This is a genomic window from Arthrobacter sp. TJ-254 (assembly GCF_058269175.1).
In genome coordinates this window covers 131348-146490 of record NZ_JBZCNF010000004.1, presented here as the reverse complement: position 1 = coordinate 146490, position 15143 = coordinate 131348, and the positions used below count along the sequence as shown (strand labels likewise).

Below are 15143 nucleotides of genomic sequence, written 5' to 3'. Positions count from 1 at the left end.
CCGCAACTGCCGTCCTCTGCCTTGGGATGGCACTGGGCGTCCCCGCCCCCGCCGCCGCCATCCCCACTGAGGCGCCGATGACCGGCAGCGAGACCACGCCCGTCGGCGATACCACCCCCGCCAGCGGCATTAAGCACTTCGATGTCCAGGCGCACCGCGGCGGGGTCGGCCTCACCGTGGAGAGCACGCTTCCGGCATTCGCCACCGCGTTGCGCACAGGGGTTTCAACGCTCGAGCTCGACCTGCAGATCACCCGGGACGGCAGGGAAGTGATCACCCATGACCGAAAGATCGACGGCAGGAAGTGCGCGGACACGGGGCCCCTGGTCCCCGGCGATCCGAAGTTTCCCTACGTCGGCAAGTACGTCAAGGACCTCACGTTCGACCAGGTGCGCACCCTCGACTGCGGGTCCCGGGCGCTTGCCGCCTTCCCCGGCCAGGTCACCGCACCGGGCGAGAAAATGCCCACCCTCGCCGAGCTGTTCGACCTGACCAAGCAGTACAGGGCGAGCCAGGTGGAATTCAACATCGAAACGAAGGTCGAAGCGGGCGCCCCGGAACAGACCGCCCCGCGGGAGCCGTTCATTGAGGTGGCACTGCGGGAGATCGAAGAGGCAGGGATGAGCCGCCGGGTATCCATCCAGAGCTTCGACTGGGGAGCGCTGCGCCTCGTGCAGGAGCAGGCACCTCAGATCCGGACGGTGGCGCTGACCAACAAGGACTTCCTGCAGATCGGTCAGCCCGGAGCCTCGCCCTGGCTCGGCGGCATCGACGCCGACGACTTCGGCGGCGACCTCATCGAGGCGGCCACCCACCTGGGCTTTGACGCCGTCTCCCCGGTCCACGGCTCACCCCAGAACGGAACGGTCGACGACGGGAACTACGTTCCGTACGTCACCGCCGACATGGTTCAGCGTGCGCACGCGGCGGGAATGCAGATCACCCCGTGGACCATCAATGACAAGGCCACGATGTCCTCCCTGGTCGACCTCGGCGTCGACGGCCTCATCACCGATTACCCGGACCGGCTGCGCGAAGTCCTCGCCGAGAAATCGATGAAGCTCCCGCACCAGTACAAGGAGCCCAAGGTTCACTCCTAGGAAACCAGGCCGCGGGCCGGGCGTTCGCGCAGGTTCACCCCTGCCGAAAACGCCCGGCCCGTGCGACACTTGCGCATGACTTCGGACCGGCCGAATGGGGGCGCTGCCGGCGGGCCACCCGACGAGGAGCTGAGCTGGGTGCAGCGGCTGATGCTCTACTTCACGACGCCGTTGCGCAAGATCGCGACTGCCCTGATCGCTCTGGTGGGGTGGTTTACCGTCAGTATCTGGGGGGAGCTTTCAGGCGATACCTTCCTCCATACGGCGTTCTCCCACCTCTACTTCTACGCGGCACTCTTTGTGCTGGCGGTGCTTTTCACCCAGGGCGGTTCCCTGCGCCGGCCCGTCCTGCTGCCCGCCGACGTCATGCGGCGCACGGCCGCCAAGCACTTCTCTGCCGAGGAGACCTGGGTATCAGCCACGGGAGTTCAGCAAACCCTCCAGGCCCTGCGCGCCGTCTTCAGCGCGCCGGGGGCACGCGCACGGATGGTGGGTACCTCCCTCTGGGTGGAGCTGGGCAAGGACTGGGATGTCACCGAGTTGCGGCACCGGGAAGCTGCCCGCCACCTGAAGCATCCCGTTTTTGTCCACTTCTTCGTCGAGGACGCCAATGGAGGAACCACGGTGACGGCGTTCAGCGGGGACACCCGCCTCGCCGGTGTGTGGGACGTTCTGAAGCTCTCCGATGAGATGGCTGCCACCGCCGTGAAACTTGGCCGGGACGCGACCTCCGATGAGCCCCAATAGCCACCCGGGCCCCGGTTCGGTATCGTCGCGGAAATGACGAAATCGATTCTAGTGACGGGCTCCGGACGCGGCATCGGGGCGGCGATCGCCACGGTGCTCGCCGAAGCGGGGCATCGGGTGGCCGTGCACGCCGGGCACGACGCAGAGGCCGCCGAACGGGTGAGGGCCGGGCTGCCGGGTGAGGGGCACGCCGTCGTCGTCGGGGACCTTGCCTCGCCGGAGGCGTGCGAGCAGGTGTTCGCCGGGGCGGCCGCGGAACTCGGCGGCATCGACGTCCTCGTCAACAACGCCGGGATCTTCCAGTCCCACCCTGTCGACGGCACGTCGTTTGCCGAGTGGCAGCAGGCGTGGCGCCGCACCCTTGAGGTGAACCTGCTTGGCCCGGCCAATCTTTCGTGGCTCATGGCCGACCACCTGCTTCACCGCTCCCAAGGGCCCGCGGGAGGGCGGATCATCAGCGTTGGTTCCCGCGGAGCCTACCGGGGCGAGCCGGCCACCCCGGCATACGGCGCGAGCAAGGCGGCGCTTCACGCAATGACGCAGTCCCTTGCGGTCGCGCTTGCGCCGCACGGCATCTTCGCGGCAGCCGTCGCCCCCGGTTTCGTCGACACGAAAATGGGCCGGCCGGTGCTGCAGGGGTCCCAGGGCGACGCGGTCCGGGCCCAGAGCCCGTTCGGGCGGGTCGCCGAGCCGGAGGAGGTTGCCGCCGTCGTGCTGTGGCTCGCCGGCGGGGCGCCGGAGTGGGTCAGCGGAACGGTGGTAGACGCAAACGGGGCGTCCTACCTGCGTTGACCGGCAGGTGGGACGCCCCGAAATCGCCCAGCTACAGGCGCTGGGTGCGGGAGAGCACCGTCTGGATGATCACCACGATGGCCAGGAAGACCCCGGAGACCACCGACTGGACCGACGAGGTGAGGGAGCCCACCTGGTTGATCAGGTTCTGGATCACGGTCAGCAGGAGAACACCGGCCGTGGTTCCAATGAGGTTGCCGCGGCCTCCGGTGAGCAGGGTTCCGCCGATGACGACGGCGGCGATCGCGCTCAGCTCCAGCCCGACGCCGACAGTGGGGACCCCCGAGGAGGAGTAGGCGGCGTTCAGGGCGCCGGCCAGTCCGGCGCAGAGCCCGCTCACCACGTAGACGCTGAATTTCACGCGGGCCACCGGCAGGCCCATGAGGATGGCAGCGCTTTCGGACCCTCCGACGGCGAGGATCGCCTGTGGCCCCCTGCCGCGGGCGAGCAGCACAGTGCCAACGACCACCACGATCACGGCGATCACCACCGGCCAGCGCAGGCCGAGCACGTTGCCCTGGCCCATCAACGCGACCGAAGTGTCCTTGATCAGCGGAGTGTTGGCACCCTCATTGGTCAGGGCGAACACCAGGCCGCGGATGCCGAGCAGGCCCGCCAGCGTGACGATGAAGGGAGCCATGCCCCCGTAGGCGATCAGCAGTCCCTGGAGGACGCCGACGGCCCCGCACACAAGGAGCGGCAGGAGGAGTGCGCCAGCGATGCCCCACGTCGATCCGTAGGCTGCAAGGATGCCGCCGAGGGCGTAGACGGAGCCGACGGAGAGGTCGATCCCGCCGGTGAGGATCACGAACGTCATGCCGGCTGCCACGATCAGCAGGAACGACGACTGCGTGGCGATGTTGGTGAAGTTGCTCAGGGTGGGGAAGGTCGGGAAGGCAAAGCTGCCGATCACGAGGAGCAGCCCCAGCACGATCGCCGCGCCGTACCGCTGAACGTTCCCCGCGATCCGCTCCCGCGTCACCTGCTGGTTCGTTACCGGACCCACGCTGGGTTCCAAGGCCAGACTCACTTGATGGCCGCCTTTCCACGCTGAAGGTAGACCGCGAGGAGAATAATCACGGCCTGGGTGATCTGGGAGTACGCGTCGGGCACGTTGTGCTTGATCAGCGACGCCGCGATGAGCTGCAGGAGCAGGGCGCCTGCGACGGTTCCGAGGACTTTCACCTGGCCTCCGCTGAGGGGAGTGCCGCCGATCACGACTGCGGTGATAGCGGAAAGCTCAATGAGGTTACCGACGGTGGAGGGCACCGAAGCGCTGAGCCGTGCGGTCTGGATGATCCCGGCGATTGCAGCGAGCGCAGCGACAAGGATGTAGACGGTGATCAGGATCCGCTTCACGGGAAGCCCGGACAGCTCTGCCGCCCGCCGGCTTCCACCGATGGAGACGAGCTGCTTGCCAAAGGTTGTCCGGTTCACCAGCACCGCCACCGCAAGCACGAGGATGAAGGCGAGCAGGACGCTGTACGGCACCCCGGCCACGGTTCCGCGGCCCAGGGCAAGGAAGCCCGGATGAACGACGGATTTGAGCTGCTCGTCGGCCACAAGGAGTGCGATGCCGCGGCCGGCGACCATGAGGGAGAGGGTCGCAACGATCGGCTGGACGCCGATGAGCGCGATCATCGTGCCGTTGGCCAGGCCGATCAGGCATCCGGCCGCGATGGCGATGAGCGCCGCGGGCAGGGGCCCGTACCCGATATACAGCGGGATCACCGCCGCCGACAGCGCCATGACCGCACCGACGCTGAGGTCGATGCCCTCCGTGCCGATGACCAGGGCCATGCCGAGGGCCACGATGAGCACCGGAACAACCTGGATGAACTGGACGCGGAAGTTATCAAGCGTCATGAAGTTCGGCGTGAAGACCAGGTTGAACAGGAGCAGCAGCGCAATGGCCAGATAGACCCCGTACCGCTGGAGGAAGACAAGGGTCGACCCCTTCCCGGGTAGGCGGACAGCAGCGGTTACCGTACTCACAGGCTTTCCTTAATCTCAGCTTCATCCTCATCCGTCGATGAGTGTTCTTCTCCGACCAGAGCGGCCATGAGGTGTTCCTCGGTCACTTCGCTTCCACGCAGCTCACGCTCCACCGAACCGTCCCGAAGGACGACGACGCGGGCGGATCCTTCGACAACCTCTTCGAGTTCGGAGGACACGAGGACGATGGCGAGGCCTTCATCGGCGAGCTCGTTGATGAGCGCCTGGACTTCCGCCTTGGCGCCGACGTCGATCCCGCGGGTGGGTTCGTCGAGCAGGAGGACCTTGGGGCTCATGGCCAGCCAGCGGGCGATCATGACCTTCTGCTGGTTGCCGCCGGACAGTTCGGACACCACCTGGTTCGGGCTGGAGGCCTTGATCCGCAGGCGTTTCATGAACACGTCGACGATTGCGTCCTGTTTCGCCCGGGAGGTGAATCCGGCCCGGGACAGGCGGGGGAGGGCAGCCAGGACGATGTTGTCCCGGATCGAGAGGTTGGGCACGATGCCTTCGGCCTTCCGGTCCTCGGGGAGCATGACCACCCCTGCCCGGATTGCCGTCGCGACCGATCCGCTCCGGACCCGCTTCCCGTCGACGGTCAGGCTGCCTTCGTCCAGCTGCATGACGCCTGCCATCGCCTTGAGCGTTTCCGAGCGTCCGGATCCGAGAAGGCCTCCGAGGCCCACAACTTCGCCCGGCCGGATGTCAAGGCCGATGCCGCTGATCTGGTGTTTGCGGCTCAGGTCCTTGGCCACGAGGACGGGCTCGCCCTCGCCTTCCTTGGCTTCCCCGAAGGCGGTCACTCCGCCGCGCTTGACCTTCTCCACTGAGCGGCCGAGCATCAGCGCAACCAGTTCAACCCGGGAGAGGTCTGCCAGTTGGCCGTTGTGGACCACCTTGCCGTCCCGCAGGACGGTGACGGTTTCGCAGATCCGGAAGATCTCGTCCATCCGGTGGCTGACGTAGACGATCGCGATTCCCTGCTCGCGGAGCATGCCGATGACCCGGAAGAGGGTTTCCACCTCGCGGGCTTCGAGTGAGGATGTGGGCTCGTCCATAATGACCACGCGGGCGTCGATCGAAACCGCCCGGGCAAGTGCGACCATCTGCTGCAGCCCCAGCGCGAGGCTGCGCAGGGGCCGGCGCACATCGATATGGATGTCGTACGTCGCCAGGAGGTTGCGCGCCTCGTCCTGCATGCGCTTGAAGTCAATGAGGCCGAGACGGTTCCGGGGCTCACGTCCGAGGAAGATGTTCTGGGCGACCGTCATCAGGGGGACGAGGTTGACCTCCTGGTAGATGGTGCTGATTCCGGATTTCTGGGCGTCGACGGGCCGGGCGAAACTGGCCGGTTTGCCGTGGAGGAACAGTTCCCCCTCGTCCGGCTGGTACACCCCGGTGAGCACCTTGATCAGCGTCGATTTTCCGGCGCCGTTCTCTCCCATGAGGGCCAGGCTTTCACCGGCCCGCAGAACGAAGTCAACGTTCTGCAGGGCCGCGACGCCGGCGAAGTTCTTACCCACCCCGCGGGCTTCGAGCACTGACGCCGATGGGGCGGTGCTGAGCTGCTGTGTCACGCTTGCTGCCTTTCTGGAACGGTGTTGGAGGCGGGGCCGGCTTCAGTGCCGGCCCCGCCGTCATTGCGCTTAGTAGGCGGAGCTCACGCGCTCGGCAGCATTCGAAGGATCGTATTCGGAATCCGAGATGATGATGTCCTGTCCCACCGGCGTGCCTTCCATGAACTCGGTGATCGTCTTGAACGCCAGCGGACCGAAGCGGGGGTTGGACTCGATCACTCCGTTGTAGGAGCCTGCGGTGATCTGCTCCACGGCATTCCTGGTGCCGTCGATGGAGTAGATCTGGATGTCGGTGCCCGGGGTTTTCCCTGCAGCGATGATTGCCGCCTGGGCGCCCAGTCCCATTTCGTCGTTTTCAGCGTAGATCGCGGTGATGTCGGGGTTCGCCTGCAGGAGCTGCTCGGTGACTGACTGGCCCTTGTCGCGGGCGAAGTCGCCGGTCTGCTCCGCCACGATCTCGACGTCCGGCGCTTCAGCCGCGACCTGGTCCTTGAACCCCTTGGTGCGGTCGATTGTCACGCCGTTGCCGGAGGATCCGAGCAGGATCGCGACCTTCGCCTTTCCGTCGGTGCCCTCGATCAGCTGATCGGCGGCCCGCTTGCCCTGCTCGACGAAGTTCGATCCCAGGAAGGATACGTAATCCTCGCAGGGGGTCGCGTTGACCTTCCGGTCGATGGTGATGACGGGAATGTTCTTGTCCCGGGCCGCCTTGAGGGCAGGCTCAAGCCCATCGGAATTCAGGGGAGCGACGATCAGCACCTGGGCGCCCTGGGAAATCATGTCCTGGATGTCGGAGATCTGCTTGGACAGGGTGGACTGGGCGTTGGTGGTGATCAGCTTCTTCACCCCGATCTTCTCCGCTTCGTCCTTGATCGACTGGGTTTCGGCGATCCGGAACGGGTTGTCTTCCTTTTCGGACTGCGAGAACCCGACGACGGCGTTCTTCAGGTCGATCTTCTCGGCTCCGTAGTCCTCAATGGAGCACGTCGGCCCCTCGGAGGAGGCGACGGACTGCTCGGTGCCCTGGGGTGCCTCTGAGGTCCCGCCTCCGGAGCCGCCGGCGTTGGTTCCCGTGTTGGTGCAGCCGGTCAGGGTGAACCCCAGGACGGCCACACAGGCAAGGGACTTAAGGATTGGGGTGGAGTGCGATTTCATTGTTCCAACTTCCTTGTTGAGTGACGTGCTGACCGCGGCCCCGGCCGTTTCGCCCGGGGCGTTGAACGTGTTCGCGCTAACTGCCGCGGCGGTAATCCAGGTAGACGGTTTTCTTGCGGGTGTAGCGTTCGAAGCCGTGCTGGCCGTCGTCCCCGCCGAGGCCCGACATCTTCCACCCGGTGTGGAACCCCTGCACCTGCTCCGGGCCGGTCTGGTTGACGTACACCTCACCGAATTCGAGGTCTTCGGTCAGGGAGAGGGCCGTCCGCACGTTCTCGGTGTAGACGTACGCCGTCAGGCCGTAGTCGGTTGAGTTCGCGTACTCGACCACCTCGTCGTACGTGTCGAAGGGAATAATGGGCAGCACCGGCCCAAACACCTCCTGCTGAACGATGTCCATGTCGTTGGTGACTCCGGTCAGGACGGTCGGAGCGAACCAGAACCCCTTGTCGTCCGCGCGGTCCTCCGGCCGGCCGCCGCCGATTTCGAGCCGGGCACCGGCGTCGACGGCGCCGTCGACAAAGGCCTTGACCTTGTCCCATTCGGCCTGGGAGACCTTCGGGCCCATCTGGCTGCCGTCATCGAGGGGATCGCCGACGACGAACCCGCGGATCTTCTCCACGAGGCGCCGCACGAACTCGTCATGCACCCCGCGCTGGACGTAGGTGCGCTCGTTGCAGGTGCACACCTGCCCGCAGTTCCAGAACCGCGACTCGAACGCCTCCTGCACAGCAAGGTCCAGGTCGGCGTCATCGAAGACGATCACCGGGGCCTTGCCGCCCAGTTCAAGGGACACCGGGATAACCTTCTCCGCGGCCTGGGCCAGGATCTCGCGGCCGGCGCGGGTGGAGCCGGTCACCGTGACCATGCCGACCAGGGGGTGTTCAACAAGCGCCTTGCCGATTTCCCTGCCGGCGCCGGTCAGTACGCTCACGAGCCCGGCCGGGACGCCGGCCTTCTCGCAGACCTTGGCCATGGCGAGGGCCGAAAGGGGAGTCATTTCGCTGGGCTTGAGCACGATGGCGTTGCCGGCCATCAGCGCGGGCGCCACCTTGCGGGCGAAGATCGCCGCGGGGAAGTTCCACGGGATGATCGCCGCAACGATCCCGATCGGTTCCTCCCTCACCATGAGCTGGCGGCTGGAAGCCGACGACGCGACAACCTCGCCGACGTTTCGGTATTTCTGGCTTTGCGCGAAGTCGAAGAAGGCCTTGACCCCACCGATTTCCCCGCGGGCCTCGGTGATCGTCTTGCCCTGTTCGGCGACGACGATCTGCGCCAGTTCCTCGGCATGTTCGTCGACGGTGCGGATGATCGAGCCAAGAACCTCGGCCCGCTCGGCGTAGGTGCGCCGCGCCCACTGCTTCTGCGCCTTGTAGGCCACCGCGAGGGTCTCCTCGAGGTGCTCCTGGCCGGCTTCGGGAACCGCGGTGATCACTTCACCGGTGGCCGGGTTTTCGACGGCGCGGGTCTTTTCGGTGGAGATCCACTGCCCTCCAACGAGCATGGCGGGGGATGGTCCAAGCAGGGAATTCTCGGTGAGGATGGAAACGCTCACAACGGTCCTTTCGAAATCGGGAGGGTGCTGGGCGAGGGGAGGCCGGGGCCTCAGCTCATGACCATTCCGCCCTCGACGTTGTAGGTCTGGGCGGTGATGTAGTCCGAGCCCGGGCCGGCGAGGAAGATCGCCAGGGGCACGACGTCTTCGGGCACGGAGGTCCGGCCCAGCGGAATGGCGTCCGCGGCGCTCTTGAACGTCTCGCCTTCGGCTTTGCCCGTGATCTCACCGAACTGCTTGTCGACTTCCTTCCAGTAGGGGGTGTCGACGATGCCCGGCGCCATGGCGTTCACGTTGACCCCGTACTCGGCCATGGCCATCGCGGTTGACTGCGTAATCGAGATGACTGTGGCCTTGGAGGCACAGTAGGCGGCAACAAGGGCTTCTCCGCGGCGGCCGGCGATCGACGCCATGTTGATGATCTTGCCGCTGCGCTGTTTCCGCATGGGTTCACAGACCGCCTGGGTCAGGAAGAACAGGCCCTTGACGTTGACGCTCATGATGCGGTCCCACTCTTCGGGAGTGGTTTCCCAAAGGGGCTTGATCAGGCCGATGCCCGCATTGTTCACCAGGATGTCGATCCGGCCGTGCTCGTTGACGATGTCCTCGGTGACGGCCTTTGACTGCTGTGGATCCGCGACGTTGAGGGAGACGGCGGAGGCCGATCCTCCCGTGGCCCGGATGGCCTCGGCGGTTTCCTTCGCCCCGTCAAGGTTCAGGTCCGCGATAACGACATGCGCGCCTTCCTCGGCGTAGCCGACCGCCATCGCCTTGCCCATTCCGGAAGCAGCGCCAGTGATGAGTGCGACCTTGCCCTCAAGTGATCCCATGTGTATTTCTCCTCAGTAGTGTTCCGGCGGCGCGGAGCGCGCCCCCTGCCCTGTGAGCTAAAAAACCGGTTTTCTGCTGTGATACAGATTACATCGAGGGTCAAGGGTGTCAAGGCGGGACAACGGTTGCCCGACCGGGGAAGCGGCTCCGTCCGCCCCAGAGGGGCGGCTAGGGCCGGAACCTCACATGCGCTGGTACTTCGACCTCACGATTCCGAAAACTCCGTAGCAGATGAGCCCGACGGCGACGGCCCCGAGGATGTAGACGCCGAACGGCTGCTCCTGAAGGGACTTGAGGGCGCCGTCGAGCCCCGTCGACTCCTCCGGATTGTGCCTCAATGTGGCAATGCCAAGCAGGACGCCAAGGACGACGAGCGCAATCCCCTTGGCGATGTAGCCGACGGTGCCCAGGGTGCTTACTGCGGATCCCGCGGAACCCGGTGGGAGCCGGGTGAGGTTCCGCTGGAACCTCTTGGTGGCCCCGCTGTAGATGAAATAGCCGCCGGTTGCTACGAGGGCGGCGCCGATGGCGAAAAGGAGTGCCACTCCGGCCGGGCTCGCCATGAGGGACGCGCTCGCCGATTGCGTTGATGAACTGCTGTCACTTGATCCGCCCAACGCGTAGACCCCGAAACCGGCGCCGACAGTGGCATAGGCAACGGCCTGGGCACCGGCTTTCGCCGCGTGCTTAGTCCGATCAGCGCTGGCCAGGCGGCGGGACCCGAGGATGGCGTCGCTGGCCATGAACAGGGCGAGGGCAATGCAGCCGAGGAAACACGCCCAGAGGAGAAACTTACCGCCCGGTCCTGAGGCGAGTTGCTGCAGTGCACCGCTTGAATCGGCGCTTCCCGAACCCCCCGTGGCGATGCGCAGCGCGATCACGCCGATCAGCAGGTGCAGGAGGCCCGCCGCGGCATACCCTGCCCTCGCGGCGAGAATGAATCCTTTGGAATCGGTGGCTTCTTCGGCGGCGTCTGCCGCTTTGGATACCTGCCGTTTGGCCTCGCTCATGATGCCTCCTGTGTGTGGCTCCATCCTGCCACTGATTCCCCGTTCAGGGGACGGGATCAGATGGGACGGGGCCGGGGCCGGGCGCTCACGCTACATCTGCGCGGACCCCGCCTGGGGATACTTCTGCGATACCGCCTCCCAGTCGCCGGAGGAGGCGATCGGGTCCATCCACAGGACCTCCCACTGATGCCCGTCGGGATCGCTGAACGCACGGGAGCGCATGAAGCCGTAGTCCTGCGCCTTGCCCTCCACGGCTCCCGCCTGCACTGCGGTATCCACGAAGGTGTCGATCTCCTCGGGCGTATCGACGCTGAGCGCGTTGATCACAGCAGAGGTCCGTGCGCTGTCGGCGATCTCCTTGTCCGTGAAGCGCCTGTAGTTCTCATGCGTCAGGATCATCACGTAGATGGTGTCGCTGACCATCAGGGCGCCGCCGTTGTCGTCGGTGAAGGCCGGGTTCAGCGTCCAGCCGAGATCGGTGTAGAACTTTTTCGACCGCTCAAGGTCGGTGACCGGCAGGTTGATGAAAACATTCGTTGTCATGAGGGCTCCTTTGCCATCGAAACGACATGCATGCGAATAGAAGTGTGGGGCCGCAGCGGGCGTTGGGCCCTACCGGCGGCCGAAAAGGAAATAGGCGAGGGGTCCGGCGAAGTTGATGAACGAGGCGGCAACCCAGGCGGGCTTTTTGCCGCGTATTCCGCTCTGGGGCCGCCGGGCGAGGTCGGTCAGCGCTGCGGCGAGCAGCGCGAGCTGAAGCACCCCGGTAACGGCAATTGCTTTCCGCTCCCGCGGCTTGAGTTCACTCCACGACTTCTTCTGAGTCACAGCTCCCCCTCTTCAGTTGGCTCTTGCCCACCGGGACTCCCCGCCAAGGCCTCCCGGACACCCAGAATACGGCCGATTTGCGGGCCCGGCAACGAAGAAACGGCAGGCCACCCCGCAGCGGGATGGCCTGCCGTTCCGGGCGAATCCGCCTAGCCGAAGTGCTTCGGCAGGGTTGCCTCGTGGGCTTCCTTCAGTTCGGCCAGCGGCAGGGTGAAGTGCCCCTGGACGTCGAGCGCGGAGTTTTCGGTGTCGACGACGCCGATGCGCAGCGCCGGATAGTTCCGGGCGGTGCACATGTCGTTGAAGCGCACCTCCTCAGAGCGGGGAACGCTCACGATGGCCCGGCCCTGGCTCTCGCTGAACAGTGCCGTGAACGGATCAATGCCGTCACGCTCGCAGAGCTCGTCGATGCCGATGCGGGCCCCGACGCCGAAGCGCAGCGCCGCCTCGGACAGGGCGGCGGCGAGCCCGCCTTCGGAGAGGTCGTGGGCGGCGTCGATCATGCCGTCGCGCGAGGAGTTCACCAGCACGGCGGCGAGGGTCTTCTCCGCCGTCAGGTCCACCACCGGCGGCGTGCCGCCGAGGTGGCCGCGGAGGTTCGCCCACTCCGAACCGTCGAGCTCGTTCCGCGTGGTGCCGAGCAGGTAGATGGCCTGCCCGTCCTCACGCCAGCCCGAGGGGGTCCGCCGGGCGACGTCGTCGAACACGCCGAGCACGCCCACGACCGGGGTGGGGTGGATGGCCACGCCGCCTGTCTGGTTGTAGAGCGAGACGTTGCCGCCGGTGACCGGAACGCCGAGTTCCTGGCACGCGTCGGCGAGCCCCCGGACCGATTCGGCGAACTGCCACATCACCTCGGGGTCCTCGGGGGAGCCGAAGTTGAGGCAGTCGGTGACGGCGAGGGGCTTGGCGCCAGAGGTGGCGACGTTGCGGTATGCCTCAGCGAGGGCAAGCCGCGCACCCTCGTAAGGGTTCAGGTACGAGTAGCGGTCGTTGGCGTCGGTGGAGATCGCGACGCCCAGGCCCGTCTCTTCGTCGACGCGGATCACGCCGGCGTCGTCGGGCATTGCAAGGGCCGTGTTGCCCTGGACGTAACGGTCGAACTGGTTGGTCACCCAGTCCTTGGAGCACATGTTCGGGGAGGACATCAGTTCGAGCACGGCGGAACGCAGGTCCTCGGGCTCTCCTACGAAAGAGTTTCCCTGCACGCCGTCGAGCCACTCGGGCCGGTGGTAGGGCCGCTCGTAGACGGGCCCGTCATGGGCAACGGTGCGCGGATCGACGTCGACAATCGTCTCGCCGTCCCAGTCGATGATGAGTCGGCCGGTGTCGGTGACCTCGCCCAACCAGGAGTACTCGACGTCCCACTTGTCCAGAATCGCCTCGAACGCCTCGGCGTTCTCCGGAGTAACGACCGCCATCATGCGTTCCTGCGACTCCGACATGAGGATCTCGCCGGGGGTCAGAGTCGGGTCGCGCAGGAGTACCTTCGTCAGCTCGACGTGCATGCCGCCGTCGCCGTTCGATGCAAGCTCGGACGTCGCGCAGGAGATGCCTGCCGCGCCGAGGTCCTGGATGCCCTCGACGACCGAGGCCTTGAACAGCTCGAGGCAGCACTCGATGAGCACCTTTTCGGCAAACGGGTCACCTACCTGCACGGCGGGACGCTTCGAGGGCTTGGCGTCGTCGAAGGATTCCGAGGCGAGCACGGATGCTCCGCCGATGCCGTCGCCGCCGGTGCGCGCGCCGAAGAGCACAACCTTGTTGCCGGCGCCCGTGGCGTTGGCAAGGCGGATGTCCTCGTGGCGCAGGACGCCGACAGCGAGGGCGTTGACGAGGGGGTTGCCCTGGTAGGAGGGATCGAAGACCACCTCGCCGCCGATGTTGGGCAGGCCAAGGGAGTTGCCGTAGCCGCCGATTCCCGCAACGATGCCGTGGACGAGGCGCGCGGTGTCGGGGTGGTCGATGGCGCCGAAACGCAGCGGGTCCATGACGGCGACCGGACGGGCCCCCATCGAGATGATGTCGCGGACGATTCCGCCGACGCCTGTCGCTGCGCCCTGGTAGGGCTCAACGAAGGAGGGGTGGTTGTGGGATTCGACCTTGAAGGTCACGGCCCAGCCGTCACCGATGTCGACGACGCCGGCGTTCTCGCCGATGCCCACGAGGAGGTGCTCCTTCATGGCGTCGGTGACCTTCTCGCCGAACTGGCGCAGGTGCACCTTGGAGGACTTGTACGAGCAGTGCTCGCTCCACATCACCGAGTACATCGCCAGCTCGGCGCCGGTGGGGCGGCGGCCGAGGATCTCCTCGACGCGGGCGTACTCGTTCTCCTTGAGGCCGAGCTCGGCCCAGGGCAGGGCCTGGCCGGGGGTTGCTTCGGCGTTGACGACCGTGTCGATATTGAATCTCTTGTCGGCCGGGGAGGTCTTGGCGATCAGCTTTTCGCTCACTTGCTTACCAACTTCTTGAGTACCGAGGTGAAGATGCCGAGGCCGTCGGTGCCGCCGCGCAGGTCGACGTCGCCGCGGGCCGAGGAGTCGGGGCCGAAGCCGGCCTCGACGGCGTGTTCGGGGTGCGGCATGAGCCCGACGACGTTGCCGGCGGCGTTGGAGATGCCGGCGATGTCGCGGCGGGATCCGTTGGGATTGCCTCCGACATAGCGGAACACGACGCGGCCTTCGCCCTCGAGCTCGTCGAGTGTCTTCTCGTCGGCGACGAACTGACCGTCCTGGTTCTTGAGCGGCACAACGATCTCGTCGCCGGCGCTGTAGTCCGAGGTCCACAGGGTGTCGTTGTTCTCGACCCGCAGCCGCTGGTCACGGCACAGGAAGTGGAGGGAGTTGTTCTTGATCATCGAGCCCGGCAGCAGGTGGGCTTCGGTGAGGACCTGGAATCCGTTGCAGATCCCGAGGACGGGCAGTGCGCCGGGGCCGCCGGTGGCTGCCGCGGTGATCTGCTCCATCAGCGGGGCGAAGCGGGAAATCGCTCCGGCGCGCAGGTAGTCGCCGTAGGAGAACCCGCCGGGGATGATGACCGCGTCGACGCCGCGCAGGTCGTGGTCTCCGTGCCAGAGCGACACGGCTGAGCCGCCGGCAAGCCGCACGGCGCGCATTGCGTCCCGGTCATCGAGCGTGCCGGGGAACGTGACGACACCGACGCGCACGCCGGCGAGCGCGCCCTCGTTCGAGGACGAGGGGAACGGCTGGAAGTCGCCGATCAAGGGGGTCTCGGCCGTCACTTCGCGTCCTCGTCGATGACCTCCACGCGGGTCACGTCTTCGATCACCGGGTTGGAAAGAAGGGTTGAGGCGGCGTTCCGGGCCTGTTCGAGCACTTCTTCGGTCACCTCGCCGTCAACGGTGAGTTCGAAGCGCTTGCCCTGGCGGACCCCGGCAAAACCGGTGAGTCCGAGGCGGGGGAGCGCACCAGCAATGGCTTTGCCCTGCGGGTCAAGGATTTCGGGCTTGGGCATGACGTCAACAACGATCCGGGGCATCCGGCAACTCCTGTGAGTGAAGCGGCAAGTGCTGGGGGTGCCAGCATTAAAT

Annotated in this window: 15 protein-coding genes; 3 read left to right on the top strand and 12 right to left on the bottom strand. The window is 66.1% G+C overall.

Annotation, left to right across the window (positions count from 1 at the left end):
• Window positions 1–26 precede the first annotated feature (26 nt).
• The 3 genes from AC4D14_RS12155 (at window position 27) to AC4D14_RS12145 (ending at window position 2639) form a co-directional block, all read left to right on the top strand.
• Window positions 27–1100, top strand: coding sequence for a glycerophosphodiester phosphodiesterase family protein (locus tag AC4D14_RS12155; RefSeq protein ID WP_490903301.1), 1074 nt, complete (start codon window positions 27–29; stop codon window positions 1098–1100).
• Window positions 1101–1175: 75 nt separating this feature from the next.
• Window positions 1176–1847: a hypothetical protein gene (locus AC4D14_RS12150; RefSeq protein ID WP_490902622.1), complete on the top strand. Its 672-nt coding sequence runs from the start codon at window positions 1176–1178 to the stop codon at window positions 1845–1847.
• Between the two features lie 33 nt (window positions 1848–1880).
• Window positions 1881–2639, top strand: coding sequence for an SDR family NAD(P)-dependent oxidoreductase (locus AC4D14_RS12145; protein ID WP_490902621.1), 759 nt, complete (start codon window positions 1881–1883; stop codon window positions 2637–2639).
• A 31-nt stretch (window positions 2640–2670) separates the two neighbouring features.
• On the opposite strand, the gene AC4D14_RS12140 is transcribed toward AC4D14_RS12145, so the two are convergent.
• The 12 genes from AC4D14_RS12140 to purS form a co-directional block, all read right to left on the bottom strand.
• A complete protein-coding gene (locus AC4D14_RS12140; protein WP_490902620.1) occupies window positions 2671–3645 on the bottom strand; it encodes an ABC transporter permease in 975 nt (324 codons plus the stop codon).
• Between the two features lie 20 nt (window positions 3646–3665).
• Complete coding sequence (locus AC4D14_RS12135) at window positions 3666–4634, bottom strand: ABC transporter permease (RefSeq protein ID WP_490902619.1); 969 nt, start codon at window positions 4632–4634, stop codon at window positions 3666–3668.
• Window positions 4631–6211, bottom strand: coding sequence for a sugar ABC transporter ATP-binding protein (locus AC4D14_RS12130; protein ID WP_490902617.1), 1581 nt, complete (start codon window positions 6209–6211; stop codon window positions 4631–4633). The genes AC4D14_RS12135 and AC4D14_RS12130 overlap by 4 nt, the downstream gene beginning before the upstream one ends.
• 69 nt (window positions 6212–6280) lie before the next feature.
• The gene (locus AC4D14_RS12125) at window positions 6281–7366 is read right to left on the bottom strand and encodes an ABC transporter substrate-binding protein (RefSeq protein WP_490902615.1); all 1086 of its coding nucleotides are present in this window, start codon (window positions 7364–7366) and stop codon (window positions 6281–6283) included.
• Window positions 7367–7442: 76 nt separating this feature from the next.
• Window positions 7443–8924 (bottom strand): aldehyde dehydrogenase, encoded by a 1482-nt coding sequence (locus AC4D14_RS12120; protein WP_490902613.1) that lies wholly within the window; start codon window positions 8922–8924, stop codon window positions 7443–7445.
• A gap of 50 nt (window positions 8925–8974) precedes the next feature.
• Window positions 8975–9754 (bottom strand): glucose 1-dehydrogenase, encoded by a 780-nt coding sequence (locus AC4D14_RS12115; protein WP_490902612.1) that lies wholly within the window; start codon window positions 9752–9754, stop codon window positions 8975–8977.
• A gap of 183 nt (window positions 9755–9937) precedes the next feature.
• On the bottom strand, window positions 9938–10765 hold the full coding sequence (locus AC4D14_RS12110; RefSeq protein ID WP_490902611.1) for a DUF1206 domain-containing protein: 828 nt from the start codon (window positions 10763–10765) through the stop codon (window positions 9938–9940).
• Between the two features lie 90 nt (window positions 10766–10855).
• On the bottom strand, window positions 10856–11308 hold the full coding sequence (locus tag AC4D14_RS12105) for a VOC family protein (RefSeq protein ID WP_490902610.1): 453 nt from the start codon (window positions 11306–11308) through the stop codon (window positions 10856–10858).
• Between the two features lie 69 nt (window positions 11309–11377).
• Window positions 11378–11593, bottom strand: a complete 216-nt coding sequence (locus tag AC4D14_RS12100; RefSeq protein WP_490902609.1) for a PLD nuclease N-terminal domain-containing protein — start codon at window positions 11591–11593, stop codon at window positions 11378–11380.
• A 149-nt stretch (window positions 11594–11742) separates the two neighbouring features.
• Entirely contained in the window at window positions 11743–14046 is a 2304-nt protein-coding gene (purL, locus tag AC4D14_RS12095; RefSeq protein WP_490902608.1) for a phosphoribosylformylglycinamidine synthase subunit PurL, read from the bottom strand.
• Complete coding sequence (gene purQ / locus AC4D14_RS12090; protein ID WP_490902606.1) at window positions 14043–14834, bottom strand: phosphoribosylformylglycinamidine synthase subunit PurQ; 792 nt, start codon at window positions 14832–14834, stop codon at window positions 14043–14045. The genes purL and purQ overlap by 4 nt, the downstream gene beginning before the upstream one ends.
• Window positions 14831–15091, bottom strand: a complete 261-nt coding sequence (gene purS / locus AC4D14_RS12085; RefSeq protein ID WP_490902605.1) for a phosphoribosylformylglycinamidine synthase subunit PurS — start codon at window positions 15089–15091, stop codon at window positions 14831–14833. The genes purQ and purS overlap by 4 nt, the downstream gene beginning before the upstream one ends.
• Window positions 15092–15143: the final 52 nt, after the last annotated feature.